General features: G+C 66.0%; 14 protein-coding genes. 7 read left to right on the top strand and 7 right to left on the bottom strand.

Translation table 11 applies throughout. The features are described 5' to 3' along the window. Positions 1–71: 71 nt before the first annotated feature. From ASD67_RS08965 to ASD67_RS08935, 7 genes are all read left to right on the top strand, one after another. A complete protein-coding gene (locus ASD67_RS08965) occupies positions 72–986 on the top strand; it encodes an SDR family NAD(P)-dependent oxidoreductase (RefSeq protein WP_056346099.1) in 915 nt (304 codons plus the stop codon). Next, positions 986–1822 carry a MaoC family dehydratase gene (locus ASD67_RS08960; protein WP_056346097.1) on the top strand — a complete coding sequence of 279 codons (837 nt, stop codon included), beginning with the start codon at positions 986–988 and terminating at the stop codon, positions 1820–1822. Before ASD67_RS08965 ends, ASD67_RS08960 begins: the two co-directional genes overlap by 1 nt. Then, a complete protein-coding gene (locus ASD67_RS08955; protein ID WP_056346095.1) occupies positions 1819–3258 on the top strand; it encodes a 3-oxoacyl-[acyl-carrier-protein] synthase III C-terminal domain-containing protein in 1440 nt (479 codons plus the stop codon). The genes ASD67_RS08960 and ASD67_RS08955 overlap by 4 nt, the downstream gene beginning before the upstream one ends. Positions 3259–3429: 171 nt before the next feature. Next, entirely contained in the window at positions 3430–4635 is a 1206-nt protein-coding gene (locus tag ASD67_RS08950; protein ID WP_056346092.1) for an acetyl-CoA acetyltransferase, read from the top strand. 101 nt (positions 4636–4736) lie between these two features. Further along, positions 4737–5933 (top strand): CoA transferase, encoded by a 1197-nt coding sequence (locus ASD67_RS08945; RefSeq protein ID WP_056346091.1) that lies wholly within the window; start codon positions 4737–4739, stop codon positions 5931–5933. 164 nt (positions 5934–6097) lie between these two features. Further along, positions 6098–7309: an acetyl-CoA C-acetyltransferase gene (locus ASD67_RS08940; protein WP_056346088.1), complete on the top strand. Its 1212-nt coding sequence runs from the start codon at positions 6098–6100 to the stop codon at positions 7307–7309. Beyond that, positions 7309–8460: an acyl-CoA dehydrogenase family protein gene (locus tag ASD67_RS08935; RefSeq protein WP_200937995.1), complete on the top strand. Its 1152-nt coding sequence runs from the start codon at positions 7309–7311 to the stop codon at positions 8458–8460. The genes ASD67_RS08940 and ASD67_RS08935 overlap by 1 nt, the downstream gene beginning before the upstream one ends. 90 nt (positions 8461–8550) lie before the next feature. Here the strand turns inward: ASD67_RS08935 and ASD67_RS08930 are convergent, their stop codons facing one another. The 7 genes from ASD67_RS08930 to ASD67_RS08900 all read right to left on the bottom strand — a co-directional run bounded on the left by ASD67_RS08930 (position 8551) and on the right by ASD67_RS08900 (position 17323). After that, positions 8551–8886: a hypothetical protein gene (locus ASD67_RS08930; protein WP_056346084.1), complete on the bottom strand. Its 336-nt coding sequence runs from the start codon at positions 8884–8886 to the stop codon at positions 8551–8553. Positions 8887–9000: 114 nt separating this feature from the next. Then, a complete protein-coding gene (locus ASD67_RS08925) occupies positions 9001–10002 on the bottom strand; it encodes an NAD(P)H-dependent glycerol-3-phosphate dehydrogenase (RefSeq protein ID WP_056346082.1) in 1002 nt (333 codons plus the stop codon). Positions 10003–10039: 37 nt separating this feature from the next. Continuing rightward, positions 10040–10972: an alpha/beta fold hydrolase gene (locus ASD67_RS08920; protein ID WP_056346080.1), complete on the bottom strand. Its 933-nt coding sequence runs from the start codon at positions 10970–10972 to the stop codon at positions 10040–10042. A gap of 94 nt (positions 10973–11066) precedes the next feature. Further along, positions 11067–11918, bottom strand: coding sequence for an alpha/beta hydrolase (locus ASD67_RS08915; protein ID WP_056346078.1), 852 nt, complete (start codon positions 11916–11918; stop codon positions 11067–11069). A 2-nt stretch (positions 11919–11920) separates the two neighbouring features. Further along, positions 11921–13369: a DUF3336 domain-containing protein gene (locus tag ASD67_RS08910; protein WP_056346077.1), complete on the bottom strand. Its 1449-nt coding sequence runs from the start codon at positions 13367–13369 to the stop codon at positions 11921–11923. A gap of 23 nt (positions 13370–13392) precedes the next feature. Further along, positions 13393–14982 carry a wax ester/triacylglycerol synthase family O-acyltransferase gene (locus ASD67_RS08905; protein WP_056346075.1) on the bottom strand — a complete coding sequence of 530 codons (1590 nt, stop codon included), beginning with the start codon at positions 14980–14982 and terminating at the stop codon, positions 13393–13395. Beyond that, on the bottom strand, positions 14975–17323 hold the full coding sequence (locus ASD67_RS08900; protein ID WP_056346073.1) for a glycerol-3-phosphate 1-O-acyltransferase: 2349 nt from the start codon (positions 17321–17323) through the stop codon (positions 14975–14977). Before ASD67_RS08900 ends, ASD67_RS08905 begins: the two co-directional genes overlap by 8 nt. Positions 17324–17326 lie beyond the last annotated feature (3 nt).

Here is a 17326-nt window from a genome sequence, read left to right as displayed (position 1 = left end):
TCACTATTCTTTATATTGAATATTCCGGAAAGCTCAACTAGCCGATCCTCAGCCAATCAAGGGAGAGTCGCATGGGTATGCTGGACGGCAAGGTGGTCGCGGTGACGGGCGCGGGACGCGGCGTCGGGCGCGAAATCGCGCTGCTCTGCGCCAAGGAAGGCGCATCGGTCGTCGTCAACGACCTCGGCGGCAGCGCCGAGGGCGAAGGCGCCGACCTGAGCCCCGCGCAGGAAACCGTCAACGACATCAAGGCCGCCGGCGGCAAGGCGCTGGCCAACGGCGCCAGCGTCTCGGACCCCAAGGGCGCCGCGAGCATCATCGAGGATGCGGTGCAGGCGTTCGGCCGCATCGACGCGGTGGTCAACAACGCCGGCATCCTGCGCGACCGCATCTGGCACAAGATGAGCCACGAGGATTGGAACGCCGTCATCGACGTCCACCTCAACGGCTGTTTCAACGTGTCGAAGGCGGCGACGCCCTATTTTCGCGACCAGGGGTCGGGCAGTTTCATCCACTTCACCTCGACCAGCGGGCTGATCGGCAATTTCGGCCAGGCCAATTATTCGGCGGCGAAGCTGGGCATCGTCGGGCTGTCGCAATCGATCGCGCTCGACATGGCGCGCGCCGGGGTGCGCTCGAACTGCATCGCGCCCTTCGCGTGGAGCCGGCTGATCGCGACGATCCCCGCGACCAACGAGGCCGAGGCGCTGCGTATCGAGCGGATGAAGACGATGACCGCCGACAAGATCGCGCCGCTCGTCGCCTTCCTCGCGAGCGACGCGTCGCAGGAGGTGTCGAACCAAGTGTTCGGGGTGCGCAAGAACGAGATTTTCCTCTTCTCGAAACCGCGTCCGATCCGCTCGATGCAGAAGAATGAGGGCTGGACGCCGCAGGCGATCGCCGACGAAATGCTGCCGGCGTTCCGCGGCAGCTTCGCCGATCCGGCCGAACGCTCGGGGGATGTGTTCGGCTACGACCCGATCTGATGGCGATCGACCCCGACAAGCTGCTGTCGATGCCGCCGATCGTCACGCGGCAGACGCTGACCAAGCGCGACACGATCCTCTACGCGCTCGGCGTCGGGGCGAGCGAACTCGACTTCCTGTTCGAGGAACGGCTGAAGGCGCTGCCGACGATGGCGGTGACGCTCGGCTATCCGGGCTTCATCTGGCGCGATCCCGCGCTCGGGGCGAACTGGCAAAAGGTGCTGCACGGCGAACAGTCGACGATCCTGCACGCAGCCCTGCCGGTCGAGGGCGAAATTACCGGATCGACGCGGATCGAGGCGCTGTTCGACAAGGGCGCCGACAAGGGCGCGCTGGCGCTGGTGGCGCGCGAGATCCACGATGGCGCGGGCACGCATCTCGCGACGTCGCGCGCGGTGACCTTCCTGCGCGGCGACGGCGGTTTCGGCGGATCGAGCGAGGGCGCGCCGGTGCCGCACCCGGTGCCCGACCGTGCGCCCGACAGCGTCGTGACGCTGACAACCGCGGCGAACCAGGCGCAAATATATCGGCTGTCGGGCGACCTCAACCCGCTGCACATCGATAGCGACGTCGCGACGGGTGCGGGGTTCGACGGACCGATCCTGCATGGCCTTGCCACCTATGGCGTAATTGGCCGCGCGCTGCTCGCGGCGCGCTGCGGCAATGATCCGGCGCGCCTCAAGCGCATCGACGGCCGCTTTTCGTCGCCGGTCTATCCCGGCGAAACGATCGAGACCTCGATCTGGGACGAGGAAGGTGGCAAGCTCGCCTTCCGCGCCCGCGTCGTCGAGCGCGACAAGATTGTTTTCACCAACGGCTATGCGGAGACGGCATGAGCGAGTTCGGAATCCTGTCCTTCGGCGCCTATGTGCCGATCACCCGGCTGCAGCGCAGCGCGATCCACGCGACCAACTCCTGGTTCGCCGGCGGCCTGCGCGGGCTCGCCAAGGGTGAGAAGGCGGTCGCCAACTGGGACGAGGACAGCGTCACCATGGCGCTCGAGGCCGCGCGCGATGCGCTGGACGGCATCGATCGGACCAAGGTCGAGCGCGTTGTCATCGCCTCGACCACCCTACCCTTCGCCGACCGGCAGAATGCGGGGATCGTCAAGGAGGCACTGAATCTGCCCGATGCGGTCGGCGCGCTTGATGTGGCGGGATCGCAGCGTGCCGCGACCTCGGCGCTGCTCGCCGCGCTTGGCGGAAATGAAACCACGCTGGTCACGGCGGCGGAAATCACGACGCCCAAGCCCGCGTCCGAACGCGAGATGACGAGCGGTGACGCGGCTGCGGCGGTGCTCGTCGGCACCGGCACCCCGATCGCGACGCTGATCGCGAGCCACAGCGTCACGATGGATTTCGTCGACCATTTCCGCGAAGCGGGCGAAGCGCACGACTATGACTGGGAAGCGCGCTGGGTGCGCGACGAAGGGTTCGCGCGGATCATGCAACCCGCGATCGCGGCGCTGCTCAAAAAGGCGGGCAGCGACGGCGCGGCGATCGACCATTTCCTCGTCCCCGTCGCGGTCAAGGGCGTGCCCGAGATGCTCGCGAAGAAGGCGGGCATCGGCGAGGGCGCGGTCGCCGACACGCTCGGGGCCAGCCTCGGCCATGCCGGCGCGGCGCATGCGCTGGTGATGCTCGCCGCCGCGCTCGAAACGGCGAAGCCGGGCGAACGCATCCTGCTCGCGAGCTTCGGCCAGGGCTGCGACCTTATCCTGTTTGAGGTCACCGGCGCGATCGGATCGGTGAAGCCGCGGCTCGGCCTGTCGGGCTGGCTTGCCCGGCGGATCGAATCGACCAATTATGCCAAATATCTCTTCCATCGCGGGCTGCTCCAGCTCGACCGCGGCGCGCGCGCCGAGCATGACAGCAAGACCGCGCTGACCGCGCTGTGGCGCAACCGCAAGGCGGTGCTCGGCCTCGTCGGCGGGCGCTGCACCAAGACCGGGACGGTGCAGTTCCCGAAGAGCGAGGTCAGCGTCAACGCGAACGACCATGCGGTCGGCACGCAGGAAGATTATCCGCTCGCCGAAGTGCCGGCCAAGGTGATGACCTGGACCGCGGACGCGCTCACCTACTCGCCCGACCCGCCGAGCTATTATGGCAATATCGATTTCGTCGGCGGCGGGCGCATGATGACCGAGTTCACCGATTTTGCGAGCGATGCGCTCGACGTCGGCGCCGACCTGCGGATGATGTTCCGTATCAAAGCGTTTGATGAGAATCGCGGGTTCCGGCGGTATTTCTGGAAGGCCGCGCCGGCGTTTTGATTTTGCTCCTTCTCCCGCCGGGAGAAGGATACGCAGCCTTGTCGCGAAGCGGCTAGGCGCAGTTGGATGAGGGCAGCGACGTCGCAATACCCTCATCCAGCGCCGACTAGGCAGCAAGCTGCCAAGTCTTTGCATCCCTCTCCCGGAGGGAGAGGGAATAGGAGACGACAAATGGCCAAGGGTATTCGCGACAAGGTCGCCATTTTGGGCATGGGCTGCGCCAAGTTCGGCGAGCGCTGGGACAAGGACGAGGACCAGCTGATGCTCGAGGCCTATGAGGAGGCGATGGCCGACGCCGGGATCGAGGCGAGCCAGATCGACGCCGCCTGGCTCGGCGCCGCGTTCGACGCGCAGAATATCGGGCCGAGCGGCATCCCGCTCGCGGTCGCGCTGCGCCTGCCCGACATAGGCGTGACCAAGGTCGAAAATTATTGCGCCAGCGGCACCGAAAGCTTTCGCGGCGCGGTCTATGCGGTCGCGTCGGGCGCGTGCGACATCGCGCTCGCGATGGGCGCCGAAAAATTGAAGGACACCGGCTATGGCGGGCTGCCCGTCCGCACCCGCGGCACGACGCACGACATGGTCGGGATCACCGGGTCGGCACCGGGCAATTTCGCCCAGCTCGCCAGCGCCTATCGCGGCGTCCACGGCGTCGGCAAGGACGACCTCAAGCGCGCGATGGCGCATGTGTCGGTCAAGAGCCACGCCAATGGCGCAAAGAACCCCAAGGCGCATCTGCAGAAAGCGGTGACGATGGAGCAGGTGCTCAACGCACCGATGATCGCCGAACCGCTCGGCCTGTTCGACTGCTGCGGGGTCAGCGACGGCGCCGCCTGCGCGATCGTGACCACGCCCGAGATCGCCCGCGCACTCGGCAAGACCGACATCGTGACGGTGAAGGCGCTGCAGCTCGCGACCTCGAACGGGTGGGAGATGCAGGCGCAGGGCTGGAACGGCAGCTATTTCCACACCACCCGCGTCGCCGCGACCAAGGCCTATGACGAGGCGGGGATCACCGATCCGCGCGCGCAGTTGAGCCTGATCGAGGTCCACGATTGTTTTTCGGTCACCGAGCTGGTGACGATGGAGGATTTGCACATCTCGAAGGAAGGCCAGGGCTGGCGCGACGTGCTCGACGGCTTCTACGATAGCGACGGCGCGATCCCGTGCCAGATCGACGGCGGGCTCAAATGTTTCGGCCACCCGATCGGCGCGTCGGGGCTGCGGATGATTTACGAAAATTACCTGCAGATTTTGGGGCGCGCGGGCGAGCGGCAGCGGCAGGATAGTCCGGTGTTTGCGCTCAGCCATAATCTGGGCGGCATGCCGAACCAGAATGTGTCGTCGATCGCGATCATCGGGCGAGCCGATGCCTGAGCTAATGCCGCTCCCCGGCGAAAGCGGGGACCCATGCGGCACCGGGCAGCCGTGGCTCCATGACGCTCTGGGCCCCGGCTTTCGCCGGGGAGCGGTGATGCATGTATAACCTCCTCCCCAATCTCTCGGTCATCGAAGCCTCCTCCTTCGTCGCGTCGCCGACCGCAGGCCTCTATCTCGCGCAGATGGGGGCGGAGGTGATCCGTGTCGACCAGATCGGCGGCGGTCCCGATTTCCGGCGCTGGCCGGTGACGGAGAATAATGACTCCCTCTATTGGGAAAATCTCAACCGCGCGAAAAAGTCGGTCGCGCTCGACCTCGGCCGGCCCGAAGGGCGCGAGTTGCTTCAGGCGCTGGTCCGCGCGACCGGCCAGTTCGTCACCAACTTCCCGGTCGGCGGCTTCCTGTCGCACGAGCTGCTCGCCGAGGGCCGCCCCGACCTGATCACCGTCCGCGTGATGGGCTGGGCCGACGGCTCGCCCGCACTCGACTATACGGTGAACAATGCGGTCGGCTATCCGATGCTCACGGGCAATGGCCCCGAGCCGGTCAACCATGTTTTGCCCGCCTGGGACCTGCTGACCGGCGCCTATGCCGCCTTCGCGCTGATGGCGGCGATCCAGCGGCGCAGCGCGACCGGCGAAGGCGGCGAAGTGCGGCTGCCGCTATCCGACATCGCGATCGGCACCGTCGCCAATCTCGGCGGCATCGCCGAGGTGATGTACGGCGGCGCGAACCGCCCGCGGCTCGGCAACGCCGTCTATGGCCTGTTCGGGCGCGACTTCGTGACGCGCGACGGCGAGCGGACGATGATCGTCGTCGTCACCCCGCGCCAATGGGCGAACCTGATCATCGCGCTCGATGTCGGCGACGCGGTCGCCGCGATCGAGGCAGCGCGTGGCGTCTCCTTTGCGAAGGACGACGGGCTGCGCTTCGACCATCGTGATGCGCTTTATCCCTTGTTCGAAAAGGCGATCGCAGCGCGCGATCATGCCGACCTCGCCGGCGCGTTCGACGCGGGCGGGATCGTCCATTCGCCCTATCGCACGATGCTCGACGCCGCGAACGACCCGGCGCTGGTCGCGGACAATCCGATCTTCGGCGCGGTCGAGAACCCCAGCGGCTTCACCTACCCCGCCGCGGGCGCCTTTGCGACCATCCCGCAGGCCGACCGCCTGCCGCCCGCCCCCGCCCCGCGCAACGGCGCGCATAGTGAAGAAGTGCTGGCCGAGCGCCTGTCGCTGCCCTCAGGCGAGATTGCACGCCTGATCGACGCCGGTATCGTGGGTGTCACCTGATATGCGGTGCCCCTTTTCCGTCACCCCGGGCTTGACCCGGGGTCTCGCTTTTTTGTGAGGCCAAATCGTCCATCGGATAGCGGGACCCCGGATCAAGTCCGGGGTGACGATGAAATTTTTGCCCGATAGACTTCGACCGACATCATCCCAACCGGAGCCAAGACATGACCCTTCGCCGCGCCGCCATCGTCGCCCCCATCCGTACCCCCGTCGGCAAATTCGGCGGCGCGCTGTCGAGCCTGACCGCGGGCGACCTCGGCGCCGTCATCCTGAAGGCGCTGGTCGAACGCACCAAGATCGATCCGGCGCGCGTCGACGACGTCGTCTTTTCGCAAGGCTATGGTAATGGCGAGGCACCGTGCATCGGTCACTGGTCGTGGCTCGCCGCGGGCCTGCCGATCGAGGTGCCGGGCTATCAGCTCGACCGCCGCTGCGGATCGGGACTGCAGGCGATCGTCAATGCCGCGATGATGGTGCAGACGGGCATGTCCGACGTCGTCGTCGCGGGCGGCGTCGAATCGATGTCGAACGTCGAGCATTACAGCACCGACATCCGCAAGGGCGTTCGCGCGGGCAATCTGACGCTCCACGACCGGCTGACGCGCGGCCGGGTGATGTCGCAGCCAGTCGAGCGCTTCGGCGTCATCAGCGGCATGATCGAGACCGCCGAGAACCTCGCCAAGGATTATGGCATCAGCCGCGAGGCGTGCGACGCCTATGCGGTGCGCAGCCACCAGAACGCGGCGGCGGCATGGGAAAAGGGGTTGTTCGACGACGAACTCGTGCCCGTCTCGGTGCCGCAGAAGAAGGGCGATCCGGTCGTCTTTGCCCATGACGAAGGCTATCGCGCCGACGCCACGCTCGAAAGTCTCGGCAAGCTGCGCCCGCTCGAAGGCGGCGTCGTCACCGCCGGCAATGCCAGCCAGCAGAATGACGCTGCGGCCGCCTGCCTCGTCGTCGCCGAGGACAAGCTCGAAGAACTCGGGCTCGAACCCATCGCCTGGTATCACAGCTCGGCAGCGGCGGGCTGCGACCCCAGCCGCATGGGCATCGGCCCGGTGCCGGCGGTCGAGCGGCTGTTCGCACGCAATGGCCTCGGCTGGAACGACATCGATCTCGTCGAACTCAACGAGGCCTTTGCGCCGCAAGTGCTCGCCGTGCTCAAGGGCTGGGGCTGGTCCGACGACGACAGCCGCATGGCGATGCTCAACGTCAATGGTTCGGGCATCTCGCTCGGCCATCCGATCGGCGCCACGGGCGGGCGTATCCTCGCCAACCTCACGCGCGAACTGCATCGGCGCGGCGGCCGCTATGGGCTGGAGACGATGTGCATCGGCGGCGGTCAGGGCATCGCCGCGATCTTCGAGGCGGCATGATGCAGGATTATTCGGATATCCGCGAAGAGGTCGCCAAGCTCTGCGCGCAGTTTCCCGGCCCCTATTGGCAGGCGAAGGACAAGGTCCGCGCCTATCCGAGCGAGTTCGTCGCCGCGCTCGGCGAGGCGGGCTATCTCGCCGCCTTGATCCCCGAGCAATATGGCGGCGCCGGCCTGCCGCTGTCGGCCGCCGCGGCGATCCTCGAGGAGATTCAGCGCCAGGGTTGCAACGGCGGCGCAGTGCACGCGCAAATGTATGTGATGGGCACCGTGCTGCGCCACGGGTCGGAGGAGCAGAAGGCGCGCTATTTGCCGCGCGTCGCGACGGGCGAGCTGCGGCTACAGGCGTTCGGCGTCACCGAACCGACGAGCGGCACCGATACGCTGAGCCTCAAGACCGTCGCAAAGCGTGAGGGCGATGAATATGTCGTCAACGGCCAGAAACTCTGGACCAGCCGCGCCGAGCATAGCGACCTGATGATCCTGCTCGCGCGCACCACCCCGCGCGAAGAGGCCGCGAGCCGCACCGAGGGCCTGTCGGTCTTCCTCGTCGATATGAAGGAAGCGCTTGCCGCCGGCACGCTGTCGATCCGTCCGATCGACACGATGATGAACCATGCGACGACCGAAATCTTCTTCGACAATATGCGCATCCCCGCCGCCAATCTGATCGGCGAGGAGGGCAAGGGCTTCCGCTACATCCTCTCGGGCATGAACGCCGAGCGCCTGTTGATCGCCGCCGAATGCATCGGCGATGCGAAGTGGTTCATCGACAAGGCATCGAGCTACGCCAAGGAGCGCGTGCTGTTCGGGCGGCCGATCGGCCAGAACCAGGGCGTGCAATTCCCGATCGCGCGTGCCTATGCGCAGATGCGCGCGGCCGAATTGCTCGTCCATGACGGCATCGCCAAATATGAGGCGGGCGACAATGCCGGCGCCGAGGCGAATATGGCCAAGATGCTCGCCGCCGAGGCCAGTTGGGCGGCGGGCGAGGCCTGCATCCAGACGCACGGCGGCTTCGGCTTCGCGGCCGAATATGACATCGAACGCAAATTCCGCGAAACGCGGCTGTATCAGGTGGCGCCGATCAGCACGAACATGATCCTGTCGTACGTGGCCGAGCATGTGTTGGGGCTGCCGCGCAGTTATTGAGGGCCAGATGAGAAAGGGCGGGCGCCCCATGTGACACCCGCCCTTCCCTTGCGACCCAAGAGCGAGCCCTTGGGGAAGTCTTGCGAAAGCTTATCCGCCGACCGTCACGCGGCCGCTGCGATAGCCCTTCTTGCGCATTTCCTTGACATAATCCTTGTCGGCATCGACGACTTCAGTTTCCCATTCGTCCCACGCGTCCCAGCGGTCCTCGCGGTCGGTCGAATGGCGCAGGTCGCTGACCAGTTCCTTTTCGGCCTCCAGGATGTCGGCTTTGTAATTATACCAATATTGGTTGACGACGCCCGCGATCGGCGCGGTGCGGATGTGCGGCGTCTCGAACCCCGGCGGCTTTGACCCATAGGGCACGGCGGCGAGGGTGGTGGCCGGGAGAGCCACAAGAATGGCGAGGGTGGTCCACTTTTTCATCGTCCATCTCCTGATTGACACGCCCCGTTGCCGGGGGTCGGAACAGGAACGAGCCAGACCGCGATTTTCTTCGCAGCTTGACGGGGATTCGGAACGGCTCGCGGTGGAATCGCCTCAACCGGGATGCGCTTCGTCGCCGACCGACGAGCGCAGCAGCCCGCGAAACACCTCCTGCGCGTCGCGTTTGCCCTGCGTCACGTCATAGACATCCTGCGCGATCGGCATCGCGAGCCCGTGTTTTTCGGCGAGCGCGATCACCGTCGGCGCGCTCTTCACCCCCTCGGCGACCATGTTCATGCCCGCGATGATCTCGTCGATCTTGCGCCCCTTACCGAGTTCGACCCCGACATGGCGGTTGCGGCTCAAGGGACTGGTGCAGGTCGCGATCAGGTCGCCCATGCCGGTGAGCCCGGCGAAGGTCTCGGCGCGCCCGCCCATCGCGACGCCCAGCCGCGTGATCTCGGCGAGCCCGCGCGTCATCAACGCCGAGCGGGTGTTGTCGCCTGCCCCCAGCCCGTCGCCCATGCCGACCGCGATCGCGATGATATTCTTGAGCACCCCGCCCAGCTCGCAGCCGAGCAGATCGGTGTTGGTGTAGACGCGGAACAGGCCCGAGTGGAACACCGGCTGCAGCGCGCGCACGACGATCTCGTCCTCCATCGACAAGACGCTCGCCGCCGCCTGCCCGCTCATGATCTCGCGCGCGAGGTTCGGGCCGGTGAGGACGCCGACGGGATGGCCGGGGAGAATTTCCTCGATCAGCTGGGTCATGCGCTTGCCCGACGACAGTTCGAGGCCCTTGGTCAGGCTGATCACCGGAACCCACGGACGAAGATGCGCCTTGGCTTCTTCGAGCACGCCGCGGAAGCTGTGCGAGGGGACGCCCATGATGAGGACGTCGGCACCCGCGACGACCTCGGCCATGTCGTTCGTCGCGCGGAGCGCCGACGGCAGGGTGATGCCGGGGAGATATTTGCGGTTCTCGCGCGCGCTGTTGATGCTCTCGACCGTTTCGGCGTCGCGGGCCCATAAAGTGATCGGCGCATTGCGCGACACCACCGACGCCACCGTCGTGCCCCAGCTCCCCCCGCCGAGCAGCCCCACCTTCAACCGCATGAACCTCTCCCTGTTTTTCGGGAGAGTGGCGGCTCAATCAGTGCTTGGCAAGAAAGCCCTTCATCACTGCAGCGGTCGCCTTGGGGTCCTCGATCATCGGGACATGGCCGACATGCTCGAAGATATGGCTCTCGCTCCCCGCGATCCCGGCTTCGAGCACCGGCACGCAGCTGACGTCGAGCAGCCGGTCATGGCGGCCCCAGATGATCTGCGTCGGCACCTTGACCTCGCCGAGCCGGTCGTTGAGCGGATGGTCGCGGCCCTCGGTCGCGATGACCCAGAAGATGGCGTCGAGCTGGTCGCGATATTTGAGCGCGTCGGCGTAGAAGACGGGCTTGAGCCGCGGCGGTAGATAGGGCGGTTTATGGACTACCATCGCGACCAGCCGGTCGGCATCCTCCAGATTGGCGATGATCAGCGGGTTATAATCCTCGTTCGCCGCCTGTTTCTGGAGGTCGCTTTCGTTCGCGCCATTGACCCCGGCGTTGTCGAGCAGGGTCAGCGTCGCGAGCGCGTCCGGATAATCGATCGCATAGCGTAGCGCGATCCAGCCGCCCATGCTGTTGCCTGCGACATGCGGACGGTCGAGGCCGAGCGCATCGGCGAATTGCTTGAGCCGCGCGGTCTGCGCCGCGATGTCATAGGCGAGCTGCGGGTTGCGCTCGTTCTGCCCGAAGCCCGGCAGGTCGGGCGCGATGATATGATAGTCGCGCGTCAGGTAAGGCGCGATCATCGACCAATTATCCTTGTCGCCAGCAAAGCCGTGGACGAGCAGCAGCAAGGGTTTGGCGGGGTCACCGCCCTCGAGATAGGGCCAGTCGCGGCCGTCGACCGCGACGCTCTTCTGCACCGTGCCGCCGCGCTTGCGCAGCGCCCAGCGAGCGAAGGCGACAAGGCGACCGGGGAATAGGAAATAGAGCAAAGCGAGGCTGATCAGCGGCGCGAAGATCAGGATGAGGAGGATACGCATGACTTTAAGACTGTCCTCTCAATCCGTTCGTGTCGAGCGTAGTCGAGANCGCGTGTCTCGACTACGCTCGACACAAACGCGATTTGCGGTGAGCTCAACGCGGCGGAACATGCGCGTCGAACCAGCCCACCAGATCGTCCAGCACCGCACCCTGTTCCGGCTCGTTGTAGATTTCGTGGAACAGGCCGGGATAGATTTTGAGAATCTTGTCCGCCGATCCGACATGGTCGAACAGATATTGCGACCCCGCGACCGACGCCAGGCTGTCCTTCTCGCCGTGCTGGAGCAGGATCGGCAGCGTGATTTTCGGCGCGCCGGCCTGCGCCGCAGCCATCGCGTCCATGAACTCCTTGCCCAGCCGCGCGCCGATCTTGCCGGTATAGACCAGCGGGTCGGCGAGATAGGCCGCGACAACGGCGGGATCGCGGCTGACGCCATTGGCATCCAAAGCCAGCACCCCGAGCCGTGGAAAAAAGCGCGACAGGAACCGGCTGATCCAGACGGTGAAGCGCGACGGCGGCGCGCCGGGGACGATCGCGGGTCCCGACAAAGCGGCGGCGACGAACGCCGACTGCCGCTCGATCAGGAACAGCGTCGAGATCAGCCCGCCCATGCTGTGCCCGAGCAGCAGCCGCTGCATATCGCCGTGGTTGACCTCGACGAGGGTCAGCAGTTCGGCCATGCCATCGGTGAACGCGGTAAAGCGCGGCACGAAGCCCGGCGTCCCGTCGGACCGGCCATGGCCCCAATGGTCGACCGCATAGACGGCATATCCCGCATCGGTGAGTCGCTTCGCGACATGCTCATAGCGCCCGGCATGTTCGGCGTAGCCATGCGCGAGCAGCACGACCGCCTTGGGCAATCCGGCGGGCAGCCAGTGGGTAACGTAGAGCGCGGCCCCCGCGCCCGCTGACCCTTGAGGCAGAACGAGCGCGCCCGAGGCCATCGTCAGCGCACCGCCTTTTTCAGCGCCGTGCTGCGGTGGCCGGGACCATCGTCGCCCGCCTTGTCGAGCTTCGCCAAAATCCCTTCGAGCGCGCGGCTGATCGCGGTCTGGGTGCGCACCATTTCGACCTTGGGCCAGGCGGTGCGCTGGCCGGTGTCGATCAGTTCGTCGATATCGTCCTGCGCAAGGTCGCTCAAAATCTTGGTCGGCGACCAGAATTTGGGCGGGCGGATGATGTTGATGTCACCGGTATATTCCTGATTGATCACCGAGCGCGCCATGTTCGCGATGCTGTTGAGCGGCGGGATCATCTCGAGCGGTTTCTGGAAGATCACCATATTGGCGTTGAGCCACGCCTTGAAGGTCGCCATCGACGCATGCTGGATGGCCTCGATCGGCGCCATCTGCTTGCGGGTGTCGCTGGCGAAGGGCAGCGCGATCGGGTTCGCCTGGCTGACGATATGATGATTGACGCCATACAGGCGTTCGAGCCTTTTGGTCGGGATGTCGTGCGTCACCGACCCGTCGACCCAGCGCCGGTCGGGCTGGTACGGCACGCGCGCGCCCTTGTCGTCGCGCGCCATCAGCATCACCGGCGGGAAGACACCGGGCACCGCGCAGGACGCGAGTACGGCTTCGCGGATCAGGACGTTCGGCGCGGTGATCGCATTGAGCAGCCGCCCGTTCTGATGCTTCTCGGCGGGCGCGACCGAGACGTTGAGGTGGCGGCCGCTGACCTCATAGGCCTCCTGAAAGGTCAGGTCGGGGATCAGGTCGGCGAGCCGGGCGCGGACCTCGTCGGGCGCCAGGCGCCTCGTGTCGGGGCCGCGCGCCGGGTTGGCGAGGCGGTCGCTTTCGAGGAAGGCGCCGATATCGGCATCCTTGCGGGTGCAGACGACCGCCGCGACGATCGACCCGCCGCTGGCGCCGGACATGATCGCGGGCAGCACGCCCTCTTCCCAAAGCGCTTTCACGACACCGATATGGAAGAAAAGAAAGCTTCCCGATCCTGAGAGCAACAGTGCCGAGCGGCCGTAGCAATGCTGGGCGCGGCGGAAAAAGTCGCGTTTTTCTTCGCGTCCGATGCTGCGCGACGCCGCGATCCTGTCGAGCGCCGCTACAACCTCTGCGACATACTCCTCGATCAGCCGCTTCGTACCAAACCGCGCCTTCGAATAGAGGCGCTCGTGCCCCATGCCGTCGATATTGCCGTGGATGCCCTCGTTGAGAACGAAGAGCAGCCCCTTGACGTCACCCGCCGCCGACAGGCTGCGCAGCCGTTCGAGCCGCGCGCGGATCGCCTTATAATCGAAATGCTTGCTTTCGTCGGCATCGCGCCAGACCTGCATCCCCGATTTCTTGTCATGCTCGCGCGCCGCCTTGGTCCAGGCGATATAATCGGACGCGGTCACGAGATCGCGGTCGGCGCTGAGCGTCGGGGTGAAAAGCATTCAGTGATCCTGCGAGACATGGTTTATTTTTTCGGAGTCTTGCGGGTTGCGTTGCCTTTGGCAACCGGTTTCCGTGCGGGCTTGGCGGTGGGTTTCGTCCCTCTTTTGGCCGAGGGCTTCACTGCAGCCTTGGGTTTGGCCGCCACTTTCGGCTTTGCCGTAGCGGCTTTGGGTGTTGGTGCGGGCTTTTCGGGCTTGGGTTCCGCCGCCATCAGGTCGGCGAAACTTTCGTCGATGCACGCACGGAAAAAGGCGATGTCGGGCATAATCGCGCGCTCGCCGATGATCGAAAAGGCAATGCGGCCGTTATAGCTCGGCGTCGCGATGAACAGCCCCATATTGTTCGCGAGCGGCGCCATGCCATGCTGCTGCACCAGTTGCGCACCCGCGAGATAGAGCGGCACCTGCGCGCCAGGCACGTTCGAGATGAAGAGGTTGGTGCCGCGCACCGCGAAGCGTTCGCTGGTCAGGATGCGCGCGACTGCGGCCATCGTCGCGCCCGGAATATGCTGCGACAGGTCGGTCATGATCCGCGCGCTGACCCCCGCCTTCGCCTCCTTGGCCTCGACCGTATAGTCGCGCACTGCGGCGAGCCGGTCGAGCGGATCGGCGATGTCGGTGCGGATCGGCACGCTCATCGCCGACACCTGGTTGCCGGGGGTCGATGCTTTCCCTGCTCCCTTTTCCTTGCCGCGCAGATTGATCGGCGCGACGGCGACGAGGCTCTCCTTCGGCAGTTCCTTGTGCTTCGCGAGATATTTGCGCAGCGCGCCGCCGACGGTGGTGAGCACGACGTCATTGACCGTCGCGCCCGGCACCTTCTTGCGGATCGCCGCGACATCGGCGAGCGCGACGGTGGTCGCGTCGAACATCTTGTGCGGGCCGACGGGCGCATTGAAGCGCGTTTCAGGAACGCCGGCGGTCATCCCGCGCTCGGCCATCGACTTGCGCGCCGAGGCGACGATCGCGGGCGAAACCTTGAGCAGCGCGTTCACGAACTTCACCGGCGACTGCATCGATGCCGACCAGGCGCGGGTCAGCGTCTCGGCGCTCGACGGTGCCCGGCCAAGATCCTCCGACGGCGGCGGCTCGGGAATCGCTGGCGTACCCTGTGCGTCGATGTCGCTCATCGCGATGAAGGCGTGCGCGCCCGAGGCGCCGTCGACCGCAGCATGGTGGACGCGGTGGAGCATCGCGAAGCTGCCCTTGGGAATCCCCGGAATCCGGTCGAGCCCCTCGATGATATAAATGTCCCACAGCGGGCGGTTCATATCCATCGGCTTCGAGAAATAGCGCGCGACCGCGATGCAGAACTGCCGCCAGTCGCCGGGCTCGGGCAGGCGCGCATGACTCATATGCGCCTCGATGTCGAAATGCTCGTCCTCGACCCAATAGGGATGGTCCATGTCGAAGGGCAGCCGGTGCAGCCGCCGCTTGAACAGGGGCGAGGTGTGGACGCGGCTTTCGACGTGACGAATGATGTCCTTGAAGCGCACGAAGCCGCCCGGCGCGGTCGAGGGATCGTAGATATAGACGCCCATGATGTGGGTCAGATTGTTCGCGGTCTGAGTGTAGAGGAACTGGGCGTCCTGCGCGCTGAGCTGTTTAAGCATCCTGTCCTCCTGTGGTCGGCAATCGGTCGGCGAGCGCCAGAGTGGCGAGGCGCATCGATTCCATGACGTTGGCGAGCCCGCGCAGTTCCATCAGCAGCGCGCGACGCGCGGCGAGGATGCCGGGGGTCGCGGGTTCGGCGAGCCCCATATGGCGCATCAGCGACAAGCCGTTGGCAAAAAGCAATTTGCCGATCGCCGCCTCGCTGCTGATTCGGCGGAGCAGCCAGGCCTGCTTGCCCTCGACCAGCGCGGCCGCCTCGATAGCCTTGTCATCGACCGCCTCGCCCGGCCGCGCGCGCGACAATATGTCGGCAACCACCGAATAGGCCTCGGCAAAGGAAAGCAGCACCGCATGGCCGACGAGCGGCTGGCAGCGGCGGATGAGCTGCGCCACGCCGCGGTCGCCGCTCGCGAGCCGCTTCGCCCAGGTCGGGTCGATGCGTGCAAGTTCGGCCGCGATCGCGGCATGATGTTCGTCGCGCGGCGGATAGAAGAATTCGAATTTGAACAGGTCGCGCAGGCGATCGACATGCGCCCAGAAAGCGGCGGTCGCATCGCCGCTGTCGGCATCGCGGAGCTGAAACAGCGCGATCTCGATCATCGCACGGTCGAGGAAATGATGGACGATGATATTGCGGTAATAGCTCGCCATCGGATGCTTGGCCGGGTCGATCGAATAGACATTTTCGCTGCCCGCCTCGTAACGGGTCAGCAGCCCGCTCTCGACCAGCGTGTCGACGGTGCTCGACAGCGCCCGGTCGTCGGCGCTTTCGAGTTCCTTGCTCAGCCGGATGCCGCGCGCGCGCGCCCATTCCTTGAGCGCTCCGATCGTTGCGAGCAGTTCCGCGGCGGTGACGCCGCGCGGTGCGGTACCGAGCAGGATCAGGCACATCACCGACGACACGGTCAACGGGGTGACGCGATTGGCCTCGACCGCGACCGAGAAAGCGATTTTTTCGAGCGCGCGCTTGTCCTCGGGACCCGGGGCATCCTCGATCACGATCGGCTTACCGATGTCGAGCCGGATGCGTCCCGACGGTTTCTTGAGGTTGCGCATATAGCCGACGAACCAGCCGAGGCTTTCGGCCTTCTTCACCCGCCCCGTCTGCTCGGCGGCATATTCCTCGACGTCGAGGATCAGGTCGAAGCTGGTGACGAAGGGCACGAAATGCACCCCCTTGGTCCCCGTCGCATGCGCGGCGTCGAGGACATATTTCATCAGGCCGTACTTCGGCGGCATCAGCTTGCCGAGGCGCGAACGCGTTCCCTCGAACGCCCAGCTGAGCGGGAAGCGCTTGGCGAGCAGCCAGGCAATGTAATGGCGCAGCACCAGCTTGTAGACCGGCTGGTCCTGAAAGCTGCGGCGCACGAAGATCATGCCCGAGCGGCGGTAGAATTCGCCCATCACCGCGATGTCGAGGTTCGCACCCCCGAACAGGTGCAGCATCGGCAGGTCATTCTCATAGGCGAGCCGGCTGGGCGTCGCGCCGTCGATATAGGTCTTGTGGGTGAACAGGATCGCGGTGGGATGTTCGCGCAGGATCGAGCGCAGCTTGGCGAGTTCGGCGGCGTCGACCTCCATCTCGGGCGCGTAGCCGCCGAACATCATGCGGTCGACGCGCGCGCGCAGGTCGAGGAACAGCGCCGAAGGCCGCGCGATGACCTCCTTCATCAGCGGTCGCGCCTCGCGGTAGAGGTCGCCGACGGGGCGCCCAAGCGTCACGGCCAGCTCGGCAAGTGCGGCGCGAAACTTGGGATTGGTGCGTAAGGAGTCGGCGACGAAGCGCGGCACCTTGTAGCGCGTGCCGCGTACCCCGCGTTCGGCGACATCGAGCGCGAGCGCGGCCTGCCGCGCGACAAAGCCCGCGAATTCGGGGCTGTCGGTCCCCTCGCCATCGCCGCCGCCGGTCTGCGCGCAATAGCGGGTCCGCAGCGTGTCGAGCGACGCCGCCTCGCCGACCAGGATCTGCGCGCGCCGCCGGTCGCGGAGCAGGATCAGGCGCGAGCGGAGCGGCCCGGGATGGCGCGGATCGCCGAAGATCAGGTGGCGGAATTTGAGCGCACGGTCGCGCTCGAACCCCGGGATGCGCCAGGCGACGCGCAGCGGCACGACCTGGCGCGACGGCGATCCGTCGAGCCGCGCCCGCAGCATGTCGAGCGGCAGTGCATGATCGTCATCCTCGATGTCGAGGCTGGTCCAGGCGGGCTCGCTGTCCCCCGCGGTCGCGTGGATCCAGTCAAGCAGCAACCGGCGCTCGACGCCATTGCGCGCGTCGATGATATAGAGCCGGTCGGCCGCCTCTTCCGCCACGATCGGAATGCGGGGCGTGCCGTCGGCCACCGC

It is taken from the genome of Sphingopyxis sp. Root1497 (assembly GCF_001427085.1).
Taxonomy (GTDB): Bacteria; Pseudomonadota; Alphaproteobacteria; order Sphingomonadales; family Sphingomonadaceae; genus Sphingopyxis.
Note: the sequence above shows the minus strand (reverse complement) of the source record. Positions and strands in the feature narration are given on the sequence as shown.

Bases quoted from the DNA above. Each gene is read 5' to 3' on its own strand.
- ASD67_RS08965 (WP_056346099.1), top strand. From the start codon at position 72: ATGGGTATGCTGGACGGCAAGGTGGTCGCGGTGACGGGCGCGGGACGC.
- ASD67_RS08960 (WP_056346097.1), top strand. From the start codon at position 986: ATGGCGATCGACCCCGACAAGCTGCTGTCGATGCCGCCGATCGTCACG.
- ASD67_RS08955 (WP_056346095.1), top strand. From the start codon at position 1,819: ATGAGCGAGTTCGGAATCCTGTCCTTCGGCGCCTATGTGCCGATCACC.
- ASD67_RS08950 (WP_056346092.1), top strand. From the start codon at position 3,430: ATGGCCAAGGGTATTCGCGACAAGGTCGCCATTTTGGGCATGGGCTGC.
- ASD67_RS08945 (WP_056346091.1), top strand. From the start codon at position 4,737: ATGTATAACCTCCTCCCCAATCTCTCGGTCATCGAAGCCTCCTCCTTC.
- ASD67_RS08940 (WP_056346088.1), top strand. From the start codon at position 6,098: ATGACCCTTCGCCGCGCCGCCATCGTCGCCCCCATCCGTACCCCCGTC.
- ASD67_RS08935 (WP_200937995.1), top strand. From the start codon at position 7,309: ATGCAGGATTATTCGGATATCCGCGAAGAGGTCGCCAAGCTCTGCGCG.
- ASD67_RS08930 (WP_056346084.1), bottom strand. From the start codon at position 8,886: ATGAAAAAGTGGACCACCCTCGCCATTCTTGTGGCTCTCCCGGCCACC.
- ASD67_RS08925 (WP_056346082.1), bottom strand. From the start codon at position 10,002: ATGCGGTTGAAGGTGGGGCTGCTCGGCGGGGGGAGCTGGGGCACGACG.
- ASD67_RS08920 (WP_056346080.1), bottom strand. From the start codon at position 10,972: ATGCGTATCCTCCTCATCCTGATCTTCGCGCCGCTGATCAGCCTCGCT.
- ASD67_RS08915 (WP_056346078.1), bottom strand. From the start codon at position 11,918: ATGGCCTCGGGCGCGCTCGTTCTGCCTCAAGGGTCAGCGGGCGCGGGG.
- ASD67_RS08910 (WP_056346077.1), bottom strand. From the start codon at position 13,369: ATGCTTTTCACCCCGACGCTCAGCGCCGACCGCGATCTCGTGACCGCG.
- ASD67_RS08905 (WP_056346075.1), bottom strand. From the start codon at position 14,982: ATGCTTAAACAGCTCAGCGCGCAGGACGCCCAGTTCCTCTACACTCAG.